The sequence below is a fragment of the Okeania sp. SIO3I5 genome, assembly GCF_010672085.1.
Taxonomy (GTDB): Bacteria; Cyanobacteriota; Cyanobacteriia; order Cyanobacteriales; family Microcoleaceae; genus Trichodesmium.
This window is the reverse complement of sequence record NZ_JAAHHT010000033.1, coordinates 51,253-66,237: the sequence shown is the minus strand read 5'-3', so window position 1 is coordinate 66,237 and position 14,985 is coordinate 51,253. Positions and strand designations below refer to the sequence as shown.

The following is a 14,985-nucleotide window of genomic DNA, read 5'->3' as shown; positions in this document are numbered from 1 at the left end:
CGCAAAATTACTTCCTCAACTAGAATATGTTAAGCATGAATACGAATTTAAAAATTTATGCATTTTCATTTCCTTTCTTACTCCTTACTCATTACTCCTTACTCCTTACTCCTTACTCCTTACTCCTTACTCATTACTCATTACTCCTTACTCATTACTCATTACTCCTTACTCCTTACTCCTTACTCCTTACTCATTACTCATTACTCCTTACTCCTTACTCCTTACTCATTACTCCTTACTCATTACTCCTTACTCCCTACTCCCTACTCCCTAAAAAGAATTAAACAGTTATTGTGTGACCACCCAATTTTATTTTCCTGTTCAAACTGATTTAGTAGTCGCGTAACAGTAACGCGACTGGTACTAATAATGTCAGCTATTTCTTGATGAGTTAAGCGAATATCAAGTATTTGTCCTTCTGGCAATTGATTCCCAAATCTGTCTGCTAACCATTTTAATAATCTCAGCAGTCGTAATTTAATTTTTCTAGAATGAATAATTCTTAATAGTTCTTGAGTTCTTTGAATGTGAGAAAGCATTACTTCTTGAGCATAAAAATAACCCCTTGGTAAAATAGTTGCCTCGACAATAGTTAAACATTCAACTTGATAAGGATAAAAAGGAAATAAAGGTTGACCAACAATGTCTCCTTTACCCCAAAATCCTAGAGTAATGATATTTTCTTCTTCATTCTTAGTCAGAGTACGAACTATTCCAGAATCTATTCGCCACAATAATACATCTGTCAATGGTATTAGTTGACGGCGTTTAAATTGATGGTGCTTTAATTTAGGGGTTCCAGTAATTACTGAATTTAAGCTCATTTTTCTTCTCCTATTTATGTTGCAGAATCTACATTTTATTTTTGTCAGCATTTCTTATGGAATGCTGCCCATTCATGTTACGCAACGTTTTCATATCGAATATGAAAAACGACCATTATGCGATGGCAAAATAGCTATCAGTTACTAGCGTCAGGACAAGTCAAGTTATACCAAGCGCGATCAATATTGCCAGATAATATTAAACCCCCCCCTTTGCGCATGGAGTTGGGAGGTTTGTTCAAGAGGCAAAAACTCCAACTTTGGTAGGGGTTTGGTTACCAAACCCCTACAAGGCGTGAATTTTACTTATACTATCTCCTTTAATATAATTGACTTGATTTTTATTGCTGACTGCTTACATATTTTTTACCATGCAACAGTTACTTCTTAGGTAATTATTTTTGAGTAAGTTAATAGTGAGTTGCTGGGTTTATAGGTTGGGAATGAGAATATTGTGAATTAGATGTAGCTTGGGTTGAGGGACTATCTTCGGAGCTTATCCGTAGGATAAACCCAACATATAATCTTTCTCCCGTACGGACGTTGTGCGGAACGCACAACGCGCGTTTTTCATGTCGCGACAGCGGTTAGCGTTTGCGGAGCATTCCCTTAGGAAAGCTTTGCGCTAGCAAAACGCGGAGCGACATGGAATAGGAGCATTCCGGAACGGAAAACGCATTAATGCTCAAGCAACGTCCCTACAATTTTAGCTAAAACACTCCCGTAGGTTGAGAATCGGAGTATTTTGAATTAGCTTCACAGACTTGTAAAGCAGGTTTTTTTTGATTATTATTTGGTTCATAGTCACTACAATTTAGTGCTGTTTCAGTGAGTGCGCTATAAGGATGTACAGTACACTTTAAACGATAATCATCTGTAAAAAATGTACAGCGACTACAGGGGATTTGATGCAGTCGTTTAACATAATTTATTCCTGACTTAAACGTTACATAAAAATTCCACAAACCCATAGTCATTAGTGATAGAATACCAATCATAAAAAAGATATGAGCTAGGATTTCAAATATCTCTTTGGGAAGCAAATTAATCATAGTTTTAACTTTATACTGAATCAATGCTTGGAGAAAAATTCCTAGTTAGAGGCAGTAGTATAACTAGCCAAAAACTGAAGCGATCGCTAACTATATTAGTTATAGCGTTTAGCAGTTCAAAATAATGTCAAATCATACACTATTTTATTTATTCTGAAAATCACTAACTAATTAGGGTTTGCCTGAAAAAGTCTGAGGTGTGAAGAGATCGCTCAGATAGAGAGGTCGTCAGATTAGCCACATACAATAAAAATAGGAATTATAGGAGAGGTTTGAGGAAGAACCGTCTGAGATTTTTTTTCTCCATCCATTATCTGTTTAAAATAGTCAAATCAATTCAAAATTATAACTTCTGCCTCAAGTCAGAGACTTGAAATAATGAACAAAAAATTTTGAACTTTGAATGGGTGAATTTTGAATTCAAAAAATGGGCAAATTTTGAGCAATTCCCTCCTAAAATATGGCACTTTTTTAGCACTAAAAAGGCTTTTGCTTTTATCTGTAAATATTTTGATATTTAATCAGCAAGCCATAATTATGAATGATGATATTCTAATTAACTACTGTGCCAAAAATATCAGTAATAGAACATTTAACTTGCTATTGCTTCTGGAGTAATATCTGATAAAACTAAGCTATTTTCCTGCCAAAATTCTAGAAGTGGTTTTGCTACATTTAGAGGTGAAAAATGATGGAAAAAATAACGACCTTCAGGACATTCCCAAATCCGATCTTCTGGTTTTAAAAATGGTTGCCATCCTTGAATTAAATTACGATCGATAATTGTGTCATCATTACTACCACATACCATTAAAGGTACAGGAACTTCACTCGGGATCATACTTTGACGTTTTAACAATGAATGAGGAGATGGAGATAAATCTAAATCTCTCTCCAATATCCTGACTAAGTTTTGAGTGATTTTTCTATCTTGTTCGCCAAATAAACTTTTTACCATATTTGTCAAAGTTATTTCTCGACTACAAGGTAAAAGATGACGATGTACATAATAATGTGCTTGCCAATCAACTGTAGGATGAACACCTACAGATAACAACGTTAAAGATTTCACTCTTTCCGGATATTTATGAGCATACATTAATCCTACTAATCCACTTGTACTATGACCAATAAGATGAATCGGTTTACTTAAAGATTTGAGATAATCGTGAAGTAAAGTTACAGCTATTTCAGGATCACAAGGATCGTCAGGAGTTTGCAAATAATCCCATTCTGCAATTAAAACTTTTCTCGATAAATAACGAATTAACCGCCGATTAAAAACTTGTAGACTAGGACTGGTATTTAACCACAATACATCTGGAATTTTAGACATCGATCTTCATTCTCCTAAGTTATTAAGATACCAATAAATAAATAGTACCTTTGAGTAGATAATAATTTTTTGAGAAGGAAGTATCTGAAATTATAAGTATATCTTGAGGTTTTCTATTAGAATTTTTCTACTCTCAACTAGATATTCCCCAAAAATTACTTTCCATTTTTTTCATAAACCTTCCTTCTCTTAGAAGTTTTGAAAGTTAAAGAAATTTCTCTGACTTAATCAACTTTAGTCAAACCTGATAACTTTGCTAATTAAATCAGACTAAATCCCAAAATCTGTTTTCAGTTGCGCTACCCATGTTTTGATGCGTTCTTCTGTTAATTCTGGTTGATTATCTTCATCTAGAGCTAAACCTATAAACTTGCCATCTTTGACTGCTTTGGATTCGGTAAAATCATAACCATCTGTAGGCCAATGCCCAACAGTAATACCTCCTAAACTAGAGATTTCTTCCTCTAATATACCTATAGCATCTTGAAAGTTATCACCATATCCTATTTGGTCTCCTGTGCCAAAATAGGCAACTTTTTTCCCCTTGAAATCAATGCCTTTTAGTTTATCAAAGAACTCTTCCCAGTGACTTTGTAGGTCACCAATATTCCAGGTGGGACTGGCAATAATTAAATTTTGATAATCATTAAAATCTTTGGGATTTACACCATCCATGTTATAGATGGTAGCTACTTCGTCACCACCAAATTCTTTTTTGACAATTTCTGCCGCATCTTCAGTTTTACCTGTTGTACTGCCGACAAAAATACCAATTTTTGACATTTTTACCTCCGTGGTAGTTGTTTTTTTGTCTTACTTATGATGTTAGTTTGAAAATTGCTCAAACTATTTGAATTATAACTTAGTATGGATCTAATTCATCACAACAACCAGACCAATCACTTTTTAGTTTATTCATATTATTGCTTATAATTATTGTCGGATTTTGACAACTATTTTCTGATTCTAAGTATTTAAAAATATCTATGCGATCGCACTTATTTTTATCTCGTATCTCGTTTGATTTTCCATGAAGCTAGTGTTTTTGAACTTGCCATTTTTTTCTATTTCCTATGCGCGATCTATGAAATAAAAATTCTCAAGGTCCCCGCCTTTTGCTTTGATTGCTATACCTAACCTCTACACTCAAAATCTGTTTATTCATACCCAGAAAAATTTTGATAATTATTTTCAATAAGCTTGTAAGATAAAACTCAATATAATTTAATTTTCTGTTTATTATATTGTGGAATAGCCCAGATTCCTGTTCTCTAGTTTAGGTGCAGGAACAAAAACTATATAGGAATGCGTAGCAAATTTCATCTCAGTCAGGTACACTACTAACTAGCAAGATGCCGTTCTTATAAACCTATGATAATCAATGATTATCGCCAACAGTTACTAGCCCTATAATCCTCTTCTCAAGATAAATAAGAAATATTTCTATTTACTATTTATATTTACTCATAAATAGAGTTAAGTTGTCAAGCCTTAAAGCCAAATTTTCTACTACAGCAATTTTTTTTTCCCCAAACCACTTACAGGGAGATAGAGGAGACAATGGCGAGATGGGAAAATAGGTTGTATGAGAGTATTTTTCAACCTGTTTTTCATATTGCTTCTTCCCATAGACACTTCTGACTCCTCTATTTAATGACGGGCAATTATACCATACAGCAGTTTTCATTTCCGTATATCACAGTAGGGACGTTCCATGGAACGTCCCTACAAGGTTTTAGTTGTACCAGTGTGGTTCATCAATCTGAAAAGCGCTGTAAGCTTTCCTAGAGATATAGTTTGAGAGTTGGAATCTTCAAAAATGACACTTAAAAATTCCCGCTCTCAAACACTTATCATCTGATTAAGATTCCTCTGCTATACCATTCAAAGCATTTTCCACACGCTTGAAGTCAAAACCCATAGATCGCAGAGCGTGCCAGAGATGACCTTGCAAGAAGAAGAAAGCTAAGAAAAAATGAGCATTTGCCAACCAACAACGAGCAGTATGAGCACCTAAAGGCAACTCTACACTGTCCGCAAAATAAGGAGTAATCCCCAACTTAACTTCCAAAACTGGACCGTAAAACTCTACAGGATAAGCTAAAGTATTAACGGCACAGAAGTAAGCTGCCACAAATCCTGCTAGAGCGATTCCACCTAGAGAATAAGAAAGAATTGCCTCACCAGAAAATATGAGAACTCGTTTTGCCCATCGAAGGGGTTCCTTAACAATGTGCCAAAGACCACCAAAAACTAGGATAAATCCTACATAAACGTGACCGCCAACTAAATCTTCTAAACTATTAACAGTCGCAAAATGAGTTTGATACCCATATATTACTAATGGATCGAGAGTGGGATTTGTTACTAAACGAACTGTTTGAGTTGTCGCATCATAAAGCCCACCAAAATACATAGCTTTGGCTACTAATAATAAAGCACCAAATCCTAAGAAAAGTAAGTGATGACCTAAAATAATACCAAGCTTTTTAGGGTCATCCCATTCAAAGTGAAAGTTCTTTGCTCCACCTGTTGCATCTTTTAAATTTTCTGGAGCTTTAAAGGTGTGAAAAAGCGCTCCTGCACCTAATACTGCTGATGAAATTAGATGTATAACACCAACTACAAAATATGGATAAGTATCTACAACTACTCCACCTGTTCCAATACCAAAACCTAAAGTTGCTAGGTGAGGGAGTAAGATTAAACCCTGTTCTCCCATGGGTAAATCGGGGGAATATTGAGATATTTCAAACAGAGTAAATGCTCCAGCCCAAAAAGTAATTAGAGCTGCTTGACCTACATGAGCAGATATGAATAAACCAGATAGTTTCGCGAAGCGGGCATTTCCAGCCCACCAATCGTATTTAACTTCTGGAGTACCATAAGTTTGCATGAAGTTTTGTCTCCTTGAATTATGGTCAATAGTTTTTCCAAACAGTTACTACTTAATTTTTAGCTGATAATTCGTAACTGTTTATATTCAATATATTTATTCAAGTAAATCAGAAAAACCGTATGCTTAACTACTTTTTTTTTAAAAAAAATATAGAAAAAAATTAATAAATTATCAACCAGATTCTAGTCAATAAAATTTACAATAATATCTCACTAATAATAATTATTATTAAGGTCTTATTTGCGGCTAAGTTACAGCTTTTGATTTGCCAAAATATCGGCTATCCAGTAGTAATAATTTACGGAAAATTATCTATTTTAAATCACACGAAATTAGATGGCGTTTCTATTAAAAAATACTGCCATATACAGGCAAAATTTTTTAAACAAAGCCAACGTTTATGGCAGTTTTCTCGCTGATACTGCCTGAATATAGATTCTAATTTTTTGTGATATAGCACTACGCATTTAGAGTGCAGACATTGGTAAGTCCTCTTTGTGTTAGCGCAGCTCCTCTGCAAGAGGCAGCATTCCGTTTGCGAAGCAAAGCAAAGCAAAGCAAAGCAAAACTCAGTCAGAGATTACTTTTAACTTTCAACTTTATGACTTTTGACTTGCACGTAGTGTTATATTTGCAATCCGATGCCATTGTCAAGTCAGCATCGACTTGATACTCAGTCCTATTCTGTATTGTTGAAATGAGTGGAAGATTTTTCTTTGGTCGCTAATTGTTGTATCATATCTTTAATCAAAATACATAGCTCTGGCCACTAATTTCTAGTGGTCATTTTTTTCTTCAGATTTAGATGTCCATTGCTATAGCAGCGAACAGAGAACACTTAACTGGGAATAGTTGGAAAAACATTTCCTAGTCTGAGGTTCATCATCAGTTTATGTCCCAACCAATTCTTTCTTAGCTATAGTCCACAAATCAAAAACTATTGATTTTGGAGCAAAAGATTGAAGATTAATGACAATTGTCATAATTTTAGGACTTTTAACCCGAAAGTATATTACATACTTATTGCAACTAATATTCAATAATTTTCTAATTTTGTCAAGTTTTTTTGAGATGTTTTTTCATTAATTTTTGCTATTTCTATAAAAGTGAAATCTTAAAAAATCCCTAAATTTACCTTAAACAAGATTTTTGTAGTTATTAGGTATTCTTAATACAAATATTTTTAAATTATATAGCTAAAAAGTATTGACAAAAGTTATCATTAGTTCCATAATAGGAAGTACATTGCTTATGGTGTTCTTCTCTCTGGTAGGACAACGTATACTAAATTAGTCGAGTCCCTCAGTCACAATGATCATATTTCGTTGATAGACTGGAAAGCAATTAGGGACTCTTTATTATTTTGATCCTCAACATTAAGTAAATCTAAATTTATACATACACTGGTTTTTGAATAGCGCTCTCTTGCCTACTCCAGTGAGATGAAGCACAAAGGGTAGATTTTTACAGAGGAAGCACAGAGGGTATATCTCTAGAAATTTCATCTTTTGAGTGATAACTGATAACTAAAATGACAGCTTTGGCATCAGCCATTGCAGTTTCACGCTTGTGCGATCGCTTCAATCTGCCGATCAAAATATGATCAAAATATTTAGTACAGGACTTACGCAAATTCTTAAACAATACGCTATCTGTAGAGGGCGAATGCCATTCGCCCCTACTAGATATGGTGGTTCTGCATAAGTCCTGTAGTAATAGCCTGAACTGTCCCGAAACTTCCATCACTAGAATATTTAGTCAGCAACTCATCGTACCTAGCACCCAACTCTCTTCCAACGGGAGTAGCAGGACGAAACTTTTGGTTAACTATCCGTTGCCGACACCACAGTAAAAGTTGACTCCTACCGCTAACATCCAAATCTTCACTTGAGCAACAATGCTGTGGTTTTTAGCTAGGTAAGTTGTCAATTTATGAAGCACGTCATGACGGATATTAGCTACCTTTGTGTGTAGCTTGGCAATTTTAAGTTGCATATAGTAGGGGGAAATCCTGATACTAAGGTGCAAGAATCTCGTCGTCTGTTGCTCAATAAAATTAACTTAGAAATATTTCCTAAGTTAACAAATAATTATCAATTAATTATTGATGTTCCTTATTGGTTCAGTAATTATAATGTGACAATTTGGAAATACATAGGGATTGAGGAAGATTCATCAGAACAACTAATAGAAAATAACGAATTAAACGAAATAGAATCGAGAATTTAATGCGGACAAATTTACAACAAGAAAAATTTCCTGTTATTGGAAGAAAAACAATAATCAAGGAAGTGCCGTCAGGAGAAATTAGGATGGAGGATGGAGCTGATGGTGCTTGGATATTGTTTGACTGCGACTGCTTGGATGCGTTGTTTTATTGCAGGGCACAATGTTGTGCGTTGCGTGGAACTTTGGTAATGCCTGAAGAAGAAGCTCATGTAAATTATGATGCTTATTTTGATCAGAATTTGGGTTTAAAAGTTTTAAGACGTGATGCTGATGGATTTTGTTATGCCTTGAATAGACAGACAAAAACCTGTAGTATCTACGACATCCGCTCACAAACTTGTAGAGACTTTCATTGTACAAGGGGGGTGAATATGAGAGGGTTTAAGTTATCTAATAAAGTTCACAGACAATCAAATTATTAAGTATTAACAAGATGTTTACTAAACTACCTTTAATTATTGAGATATTAACAATTGTAGGAACTATAATTGGTTATTTTTGGGAGATTTTTTAATATATTAAAAAGATCGAAAATTGCACTACTACAAATAAAAAAAATCTTGACAAATTAAGAGTAAAACTACTAAAAGTAGATGCAATAATTATCAAACACGTTGATGATAATTCCATTTACATAAATGATGTTGAAAAATTTCTGCAATAAAATTTTGATTATAAACCACACACTAAAATTTCTCTTTTAAAAGAAAATAGTTGAACGTATTCTTTTGCTATTTTGCCCTAAGTGTAAAATTTGAAATATGGACTAAGATTAGATTAATTACTACTGCAATAATTTTGGTCAATAGTGGTTAAAATAATTTGTGGGGATTCTTTATGGCTTTTTTCTCTGTTTGTTAATCCACTTTGGGGTGCTGGTATTGGTGTGATTTGGGTATTAGGACGTATCTTATTTGCTTGGGGTTATTATCAAGCGGCAGAGAAACGAACTCTAGGGTTTGGTATTAGTTATTTAAGCACTATAGTTTTACTTATAGGTGCTTTGGTAGGAATAATACTACCTCTGTGGAAAACTATTTCATAGCTATAATAAATTTAGATAGAGGTTATTTCAGTTATCAGTTATCAGTTATCAGTAACTTCGGTTCATCCAGTGGCAATAAAATCCAAAATTTCCTTTTTTATTCTCATAGAAATGGGAAGATTGAGAGCTGATTTATTGGTGAGTTAAAATAGCTTATATCTAATTTTGATTTTTGTTCAAGAGGAAAAAATAATGTCTGAAAAACCTGTATTTAAGATTAATCAAAAACTTTTTAAACAACTGAATGATTGGCAAGAAAAAATGGATGCGAAAGAAAGAAATGAAGCAGCAGCAGAAGTAGAAGTAGATGCAAATAATCAAGATAAAAAATTGAGTGATTCTCAAAAGGAAAAAGATTAGGAGAGCTTAGAGAATTTGGAAAAAAGATTGTTATGGTAGGGGTTTATTTACTAAATCCTTAAATAGGGTTTGCTGAAAAAAGCAAAGTGTGGGGAGGGTGGGAAGTGTGGGAAGACTGGGATTGTAGGAGAAATAATTTTTCCTTGATTTTTCTGCCTCGCTCTGCCCCAAAGTCCTCACTTTATGCAGCTCTTTTAAGCAAAAAACTGATACTTTTTGACGACTTAAAATGGCTAAAACCTTATATATGTAAATGCTTTGATATTTAATCAGCAAACCCTAAATATCCTAGGTAGTAGTTCAATAATTAATAATTAATAATTAACAATTAACAATTAACAATTAACAATTAGAGACTGTTTGTAAAATAAATATTAATAGAGCATCACTTGTGGCTAAAATCTAAAAGCGGTAATACTTCAAGGGATTGAAGTTTGGTAGATAGAGAAGTATTCAATACTTATTTTCTTATATTTTTCAGACAAATATTTGTCTTGATTGTTTTCTCCTTATTCCCTATTCCCTATTCCCTGTTAAGTGTTCCCTGTTCCCTATCTCCTTTTTATATTTCCTGATACATTCAATCTCTTACCTCTTTTGTAATAGAAGGATTGAGTTAAAAGAAATTTTTTTCTTCTCAAGGGAAGATTTAGATATGACGTACTTCGGAGGAGCTAATCGGAAGTATGGCAATTAATCTACTCAAGTTTTTACCGAAAAATTTTGTTTTAAAGTCTCCCCTTGGATAGGGGATAATAAATAAAAAATTTCATGATTAGTCAATCCTATCAGTTTCAAGGAAAGGTAATTATTAATTATTCATTATTAATTAGGTAATTAGGGTTTGCTGAAAAAATCTTATGGGTGAGAGTAGGAGTCAGGAGACTCAAGACAACCCACCCCTAACCCCTCCCAGGAGGGGGAGACAGGAAGAGTAAGGAATGAGCGAGAAGGCAGGAGGAAGAATTATCCCTTGGTTTTTCTGCCTCGCGTCAACCCTTTCATTCTAACTTTTTGCAGCTCTTTAGAGCAAAAATCTTGTACTTTTTGACGACTTAAAATGCCTAAAACATTATATATGTAAATGCTTTTATATTTAATCACCAAACCCTAATTATTAATTGTTGAAAGGATTTTTTCCATAAAAAGGTAATGCTTCTGACCAATGAGTTCTATTTCCTTTTTGCCATTCTAAATGAGCTAATTCTAAGAGACTTACAACAGATTTTCCTAAACCATTTTCAACCTCAATTAACTGATAAGAATTTTCCCGATTTTCTAATATTTTTTTCCATGTTGTGGGATTCATTAGTGTATCTTCTAAAAGAGGATTAATACCCATTTCTTCTACCTGATAAATAGCTGTAAATAACTGGTTTCTTTGAGCAGGCATTTGTAGGGATAAATTATGACTTTTCTGTTTATATGACCAAGCTACAGTTGCTAAAGTTGAAATTGCAAATAGTGGAATATTTAACTGTTGAGCTAAAGTTCTAGCGGTGACTACACCAATACGAGTACCTGTGAAACTTCCGGGACCTTTAGCAACAGCAATAAAGTTTAAATCTTGCCAAGTTTGAGGTGGCAGAAACTCTTGTAATTTTTGATGTAGATGAGTCGATAGATCTCGCCCTAAGTTCCAAGTTTTAAAGCGAGTATTTTCAGCAAAATTACTAATAGCTAAACCTAATTCCGGACTGGTGGTATGAATTGCTAAACCAGATTTTTTTTCTGTATTTTTCATTTGGTTGAAGGAAGAAGAAAAAAGGAAAGTAGATGAGTCTATAACTCTAGTCTGAAATTCCAAGTTTTAGAGCGAATATTTTCAGGAAAATTACTAATAGCTAAACCTAACTCCGGACTATTGCTAAATCAGATTTTTTTGGTGTATTTGTCATTTGTTTGAGGTAAGAAGGAAAAAGGAAAGTAGATGAGTCTATAACTCTGATCTGAAATTCCAACTTTGCCAGGGAATATTTTCGGGAAAATTACTCATAGCTCAATCTAACTACGGACTGGTAGTATGAATTGCTATTGGGGTTTGTTTGTCATTTGTTTAAAGTAACAAATTAAGAGGAAATAAGGAAGGAACAAGGAAAATGGGGTTTGCAGACCAAAACCCTACAGTTTTTTGCACAACAAGAAATGGCATCGAAGCTATTCCCTATGGCATAGTTTATAAGCTTTCAGAAACTGGGATTTTGGTAGTAGCAGTTATGCACCTTCAAAGAAAACCTAACTATTGGATAAATAGAAGTTTATATAGCATTTCCCAAGCTAATAAGTACAGAGAATTATTCTTCTTTAAATAGAGCAATTAAGCGTAAATATTTTACCGAAAATTTTGGCTTTAAAGCCTCCCCTTTTAAAGGGATAATAAATAAAAATTTTCCTTCGAGTCAATCCTATCCTTGAAAAGAAGAGGTAATTATTCATTATTCATTATTAATTGTTGAAATATTTTCTGGTAAATAAAGTAAGTAATTAGAGAAATATTATGATTTGGCTTTTTTTAAACGAAATTGCCATTAATCTAATATTGTTTAATTACTCTTTGCATAGCTCGTTTATCATCTCGACGCTTAATAGTTTCACGCTTATCATAAAGTTTTTTACCTTGCGCCAAAGCAATATCAACTTTTACCCAACCGCGTTTAAAATACATTCTCAAAGGTACTAAAGTTAATCCCTGTTGTTCTACTTTTCCTATTAATTTCCGAATCTCTTGTTTATGTAATAATAATCTTCTACTACGCCGAGGTTCGTGATTAAAAAAATCTCCTGCTTTTTGATATGGGGAAATATGAACGTTAAGTAACCATGCTTCATTATTACGAATTAAAGCATAACCATCCCGTAAGTTGACTTTACCTTCTCGGATTGATTTTACTTCTGTTCCTTGTAATGCTACCCCAGCTTCATAAGTCTCTATAATATGATAATTAAATCTTGCCTGGCGATTATCAGCAATTATTTTTTGTCCTTCACCGCTTTTTTTACTCATTATCTATTTTTACTCACTTTTTTATCCTAAGTTTTTTATTGTACTATAAAATTATTGAAGATGACAACAGATTAATATAAGCATTCAGCTGTCAGCTTTTGCTAATGAATTAATAACTCATAGCTAATAGCTGACAGCTAATATCTAAATGCTTAAAATCTCCAAATAAATCAGGTCTCAAACCTCCTGCTTTTTAAGGGGATAAAAAAATAAAATTCCACATTTTAAACCTCTTGTTTAAGCAAGAGATACTGATAACTGATAACTGATAACTGATAACTGAAATTACCCTGGTAATTTGAAGAGCGATCGCTCTAAAACAACCATCTTAAAATCAGTCACTGAAGTCCGAGCTACTATTTTGCTTTGAGAGTTGATTAATGTCAATTTCTTAAAGTCTAAATCTTGGATTTCCCCAAACATTTTATCTACTAATTCGTCTTGTTCTTCTTGAGTCAAATCATACCAATCATTACTCAGTTCAGCAATTAATAAATTACTGGGAAAATCAAATTTTAAAGACTCAACAATTCCACCACCATATTGATTAGCTAAATCATCAATCTGATTTTGAATTGACACTAGAAAAATTTGCTCTGGTGTTAACTTTGGAGGTGGAGGTGTAACGGGTTCTATAGATTCAGGAGCTTCGGGTAATGCTGAATCAGAAATTTCTATATTTTCTGAATCTATTGTAGAAGCTAGAGACTCTTCCGGAGCGATCGCCTCTGTTAATTCAGACTCTTCCACCACAGAAATATCTGCCACTTCAGTAGTAGGTTGACTAGAAGGAAAAGAAACAAAAATAATTACCAAAATTAAGGCAAAAATACCAGCGATCGCCCCAGTCAACAACTCATCAGAAAGGTTCTGACTTAGGGACTCTGGTAGTAAAGAACGAACCAACCGCAAAACTTGCTGCTTAAGTCCAGGTTTGGCCATAACTGATTCATTCTCAGTCATGGGTTCTTCTTGAGGTTGGGTTGCGGATGCCACATCAGGAGTTTCTGTTGTTTCCTGGGAAAGTGCTGTTGTTTCAGGTTGTTCTGAATTTGGTTGTTGTAATTGGTCTTCTGACATTTTTTCTATACCTTTTGGACTCAACAAATCGACTAATAAAGCGATCAAATAAAAGACAAATTTGTACTATGGACTATAGTCTTTTTTCTACTTAATTAAGACTGACACAGAAACCGGGTTTATCAACGGAATTTCCTGAGAAATAATAATCAGGGCAATACACCCGGTTTCTTATTTGGGTGCGTAAGTCCTGTTAATTTATTTTCTCATTAATTATGAGTATAAAACGCCGTCAATTTTTATTTTTAACTGGTCTAATTAGCGTCACTCTTGCTGGTATTTTAACAAAAATGTTTAACAGTCATGCTAATGCTCTAGAATTAAGTAATACCAATTTAAAAAGAGAATGTTATAAATAGTTTCAAACTTTAGATGTGAAATAATTTCCATAAATTACTGTAACGTCAAAATTTTGATCCTATTTCAAGGGGAGGTTTAAAACCTTATTTTATGGTCAATTATCCTAATGCTGCTATATAGAAATCCTAAATAGGATGTAATATTTTATAGTAGGGGTTTGGTTTCCAAACCCCTAAGAAAATGGGATTTGGAGACCAAACCCCTACAGTTTTTTTCACCAATCATTTAGGATTGCTATAATTTCACTATTCAACCTTCATTCGGAGGCATTTCTTTCTTGTTAAATCCCTGAATTATAGTTTGTATAGCTAAGGCAATTAAACCGATAGTAACCATGGCACACATACAGGCAGCAAAAGCAATAACTCCCACTACTAAAGTCCGAACAGCAGTAGACATATTCACCACAAAAACATTATCTGAAATAATAGGTTTACGAGCAAATGTCTCAGCAATTGATTTCATCAATAAATAGGCAAGTGTTGCTAATCCACCAGAAATTACAGAACTCGCTAAACATTGTAAAGGGTTCACTTTAGGAGTAGATGTTTTGTTAGATTTGGAAGTAGAATTTGTCATTTCAGTTATCAGTTATCATTTATTAGTACCTCCTGTAATAGGGAGGCTTTAAATACGGAATTTTCTTGTTTATTCGCTGAAAATGGGAGATTTGATTCAAATATTGATAATTAATTATTGTAGTTCATTGTGACTGGAACGGAGTGGAAGGAAGCAATCTCGCGCCATATTTGAGATTGCTTCCTATCCTCGCTGCAGACGACTTTTCTAGCAA

At 33.8% G+C, this 14,985-nt stretch carries 17 protein-coding genes and 2 pseudogenes; 7 read left to right on the top strand and 12 right to left on the bottom strand.

All coding sequences use genetic code 11. From position 1 onward, the window contains the following. Nucleotides 1–266: 266 nt before the first annotated feature. The 8 genes and pseudogenes from F6K40_RS10560 to F6K40_RS41345 form a co-directional block, all read right to left on the bottom strand. Nucleotides 267–827 (bottom strand): Crp/Fnr family transcriptional regulator, encoded by a 561-nt coding sequence (locus tag F6K40_RS10560; RefSeq protein WP_293135177.1) that lies wholly within the window; start codon nucleotides 825–827, stop codon nucleotides 267–269. 710 nt (nucleotides 828–1,537) lie between these two features. Beyond that, a complete protein-coding gene (locus F6K40_RS10555) occupies nucleotides 1,538–1,879 on the bottom strand; it encodes a hypothetical protein (protein ID WP_375340558.1) in 342 nt (113 codons plus the stop codon). A 592-nt stretch (nucleotides 1,880–2,471) separates the two neighbouring features. Then, nucleotides 2,472–3,215, bottom strand: a complete 744-nt coding sequence (locus tag F6K40_RS10550) for an alpha/beta fold hydrolase (RefSeq protein ID WP_293135175.1) — start codon at nucleotides 3,213–3,215, stop codon at nucleotides 2,472–2,474. 270 nt (nucleotides 3,216–3,485) lie between these two features. Next, nucleotides 3,486–3,998: a flavodoxin FldA gene (gene fldA / locus F6K40_RS10545; protein WP_293135173.1), complete on the bottom strand. Its 513-nt coding sequence runs from the start codon at nucleotides 3,996–3,998 to the stop codon at nucleotides 3,486–3,488. A 667-nt stretch (nucleotides 3,999–4,665) separates the two neighbouring features. Then, nucleotides 4,666–4,902 (bottom strand): hypothetical protein, encoded by a 237-nt coding sequence (locus F6K40_RS10540; RefSeq protein ID WP_293135171.1) that lies wholly within the window; start codon nucleotides 4,900–4,902, stop codon nucleotides 4,666–4,668. 174 nt (nucleotides 4,903–5,076) lie between these two features. Continuing rightward, nucleotides 5,077–6,111 carry a chlorophyll a/b binding light-harvesting protein gene (locus F6K40_RS10535; RefSeq protein WP_293135169.1) on the bottom strand — a complete coding sequence of 345 codons (1,035 nt, stop codon included), beginning with the start codon at nucleotides 6,109–6,111 and terminating at the stop codon, nucleotides 5,077–5,079. A gap of 1,684 nt (nucleotides 6,112–7,795) precedes the next feature. Continuing rightward, a complete protein-coding gene (locus F6K40_RS10525) occupies nucleotides 7,796–7,993 on the bottom strand; it encodes a hypothetical protein (protein ID WP_293135184.1) in 198 nt (65 codons plus the stop codon). Continuing rightward, nucleotides 7,979–8,103, bottom strand: a pseudogene (locus F6K40_RS41345) (transposase); the annotation flags it as partial. The pseudogene F6K40_RS41345 and the gene F6K40_RS10525, both read right to left, overlap by 15 nt. Between F6K40_RS41345 and F6K40_RS10520 the strand changes: the two are divergent. The 5 genes and pseudogenes from F6K40_RS10520 to F6K40_RS10500 all read left to right on the top strand — a co-directional run bounded on the left by F6K40_RS10520 (nucleotide 8,104) and on the right by F6K40_RS10500 (nucleotide 10,017). Further along, nucleotides 8,104–8,343 carry a hypothetical protein gene (locus F6K40_RS10520; RefSeq protein WP_293135181.1) on the top strand — a complete coding sequence of 80 codons (240 nt, stop codon included), beginning with the start codon at nucleotides 8,104–8,106 and terminating at the stop codon, nucleotides 8,341–8,343. After that, complete coding sequence (locus F6K40_RS10515; RefSeq protein WP_293135165.1) at nucleotides 8,343–8,765, top strand: YkgJ family cysteine cluster protein; 423 nt, start codon at nucleotides 8,343–8,345, stop codon at nucleotides 8,763–8,765. The genes F6K40_RS10520 and F6K40_RS10515 overlap by 1 nt, the downstream gene beginning before the upstream one ends. Nucleotides 8,766–9,175: 410 nt before the next feature. After that, nucleotides 9,176–9,388, top strand: a pseudogene (locus F6K40_RS10510) (MAPEG family protein); the annotation flags it as partial. 192 nt (nucleotides 9,389–9,580) lie between these two features. Next, nucleotides 9,581–9,748 (top strand): hypothetical protein, encoded by a 168-nt coding sequence (locus tag F6K40_RS10505; protein ID WP_293135163.1) that lies wholly within the window; start codon nucleotides 9,581–9,583, stop codon nucleotides 9,746–9,748. Between the two features lie 86 nt (nucleotides 9,749–9,834). Continuing rightward, nucleotides 9,835–10,017 (top strand): hypothetical protein, encoded by a 183-nt coding sequence (locus tag F6K40_RS10500; protein ID WP_293135160.1) that lies wholly within the window; start codon nucleotides 9,835–9,837, stop codon nucleotides 10,015–10,017. Between the two features lie 848 nt (nucleotides 10,018–10,865). On the opposite strand, the gene tsaB is transcribed toward F6K40_RS10500, so the two are convergent. Beyond that, a complete protein-coding gene (tsaB, locus tag F6K40_RS10495; RefSeq protein ID WP_293135157.1) occupies nucleotides 10,866–11,492 on the bottom strand; it encodes a tRNA (adenosine(37)-N6)-threonylcarbamoyltransferase complex dimerization subunit type 1 TsaB in 627 nt (208 codons plus the stop codon). Nucleotides 11,493–11,847: 355 nt separating this feature from the next. Here tsaB and F6K40_RS10490 point away from each other — a divergent pair, with 355 nt between their 5' ends. Continuing rightward, a complete protein-coding gene (locus F6K40_RS10490; RefSeq protein ID WP_293135154.1) occupies nucleotides 11,848–12,060 on the top strand; it encodes a hypothetical protein in 213 nt (70 codons plus the stop codon). 221 nt (nucleotides 12,061–12,281) lie between these two features. Here the strand turns inward: F6K40_RS10490 and smpB are convergent, their stop codons facing one another. Together smpB and F6K40_RS10480 are read right to left on the bottom strand one after the other, a co-directional pair. Then, nucleotides 12,282–12,752 (bottom strand): SsrA-binding protein SmpB, encoded by a 471-nt coding sequence (smpB, locus tag F6K40_RS10485; protein ID WP_293135151.1) that lies wholly within the window; start codon nucleotides 12,750–12,752, stop codon nucleotides 12,282–12,284. A 285-nt stretch (nucleotides 12,753–13,037) separates the two neighbouring features. Next, on the bottom strand, nucleotides 13,038–13,832 hold the full coding sequence (locus F6K40_RS10480; RefSeq protein WP_293135148.1) for a hypothetical protein: 795 nt from the start codon (nucleotides 13,830–13,832) through the stop codon (nucleotides 13,038–13,040). A 215-nt stretch (nucleotides 13,833–14,047) separates the two neighbouring features. On the opposite strand from F6K40_RS10480, the gene F6K40_RS10475 reads away from it, so the two are divergent. After that, nucleotides 14,048–14,191: a hypothetical protein gene (locus tag F6K40_RS10475; protein ID WP_293135146.1), complete on the top strand. Its 144-nt coding sequence runs from the start codon at nucleotides 14,048–14,050 to the stop codon at nucleotides 14,189–14,191. Nucleotides 14,192–14,441: 250 nt separating this feature from the next. Here the strand turns inward: F6K40_RS10475 and F6K40_RS10470 are convergent, their stop codons facing one another. Next, nucleotides 14,442–14,771 (bottom strand): DUF3082 domain-containing protein, encoded by a 330-nt coding sequence (locus tag F6K40_RS10470; protein ID WP_293135143.1) that lies wholly within the window; start codon nucleotides 14,769–14,771, stop codon nucleotides 14,442–14,444. Nucleotides 14,772–14,985 lie beyond the last annotated feature (214 nt).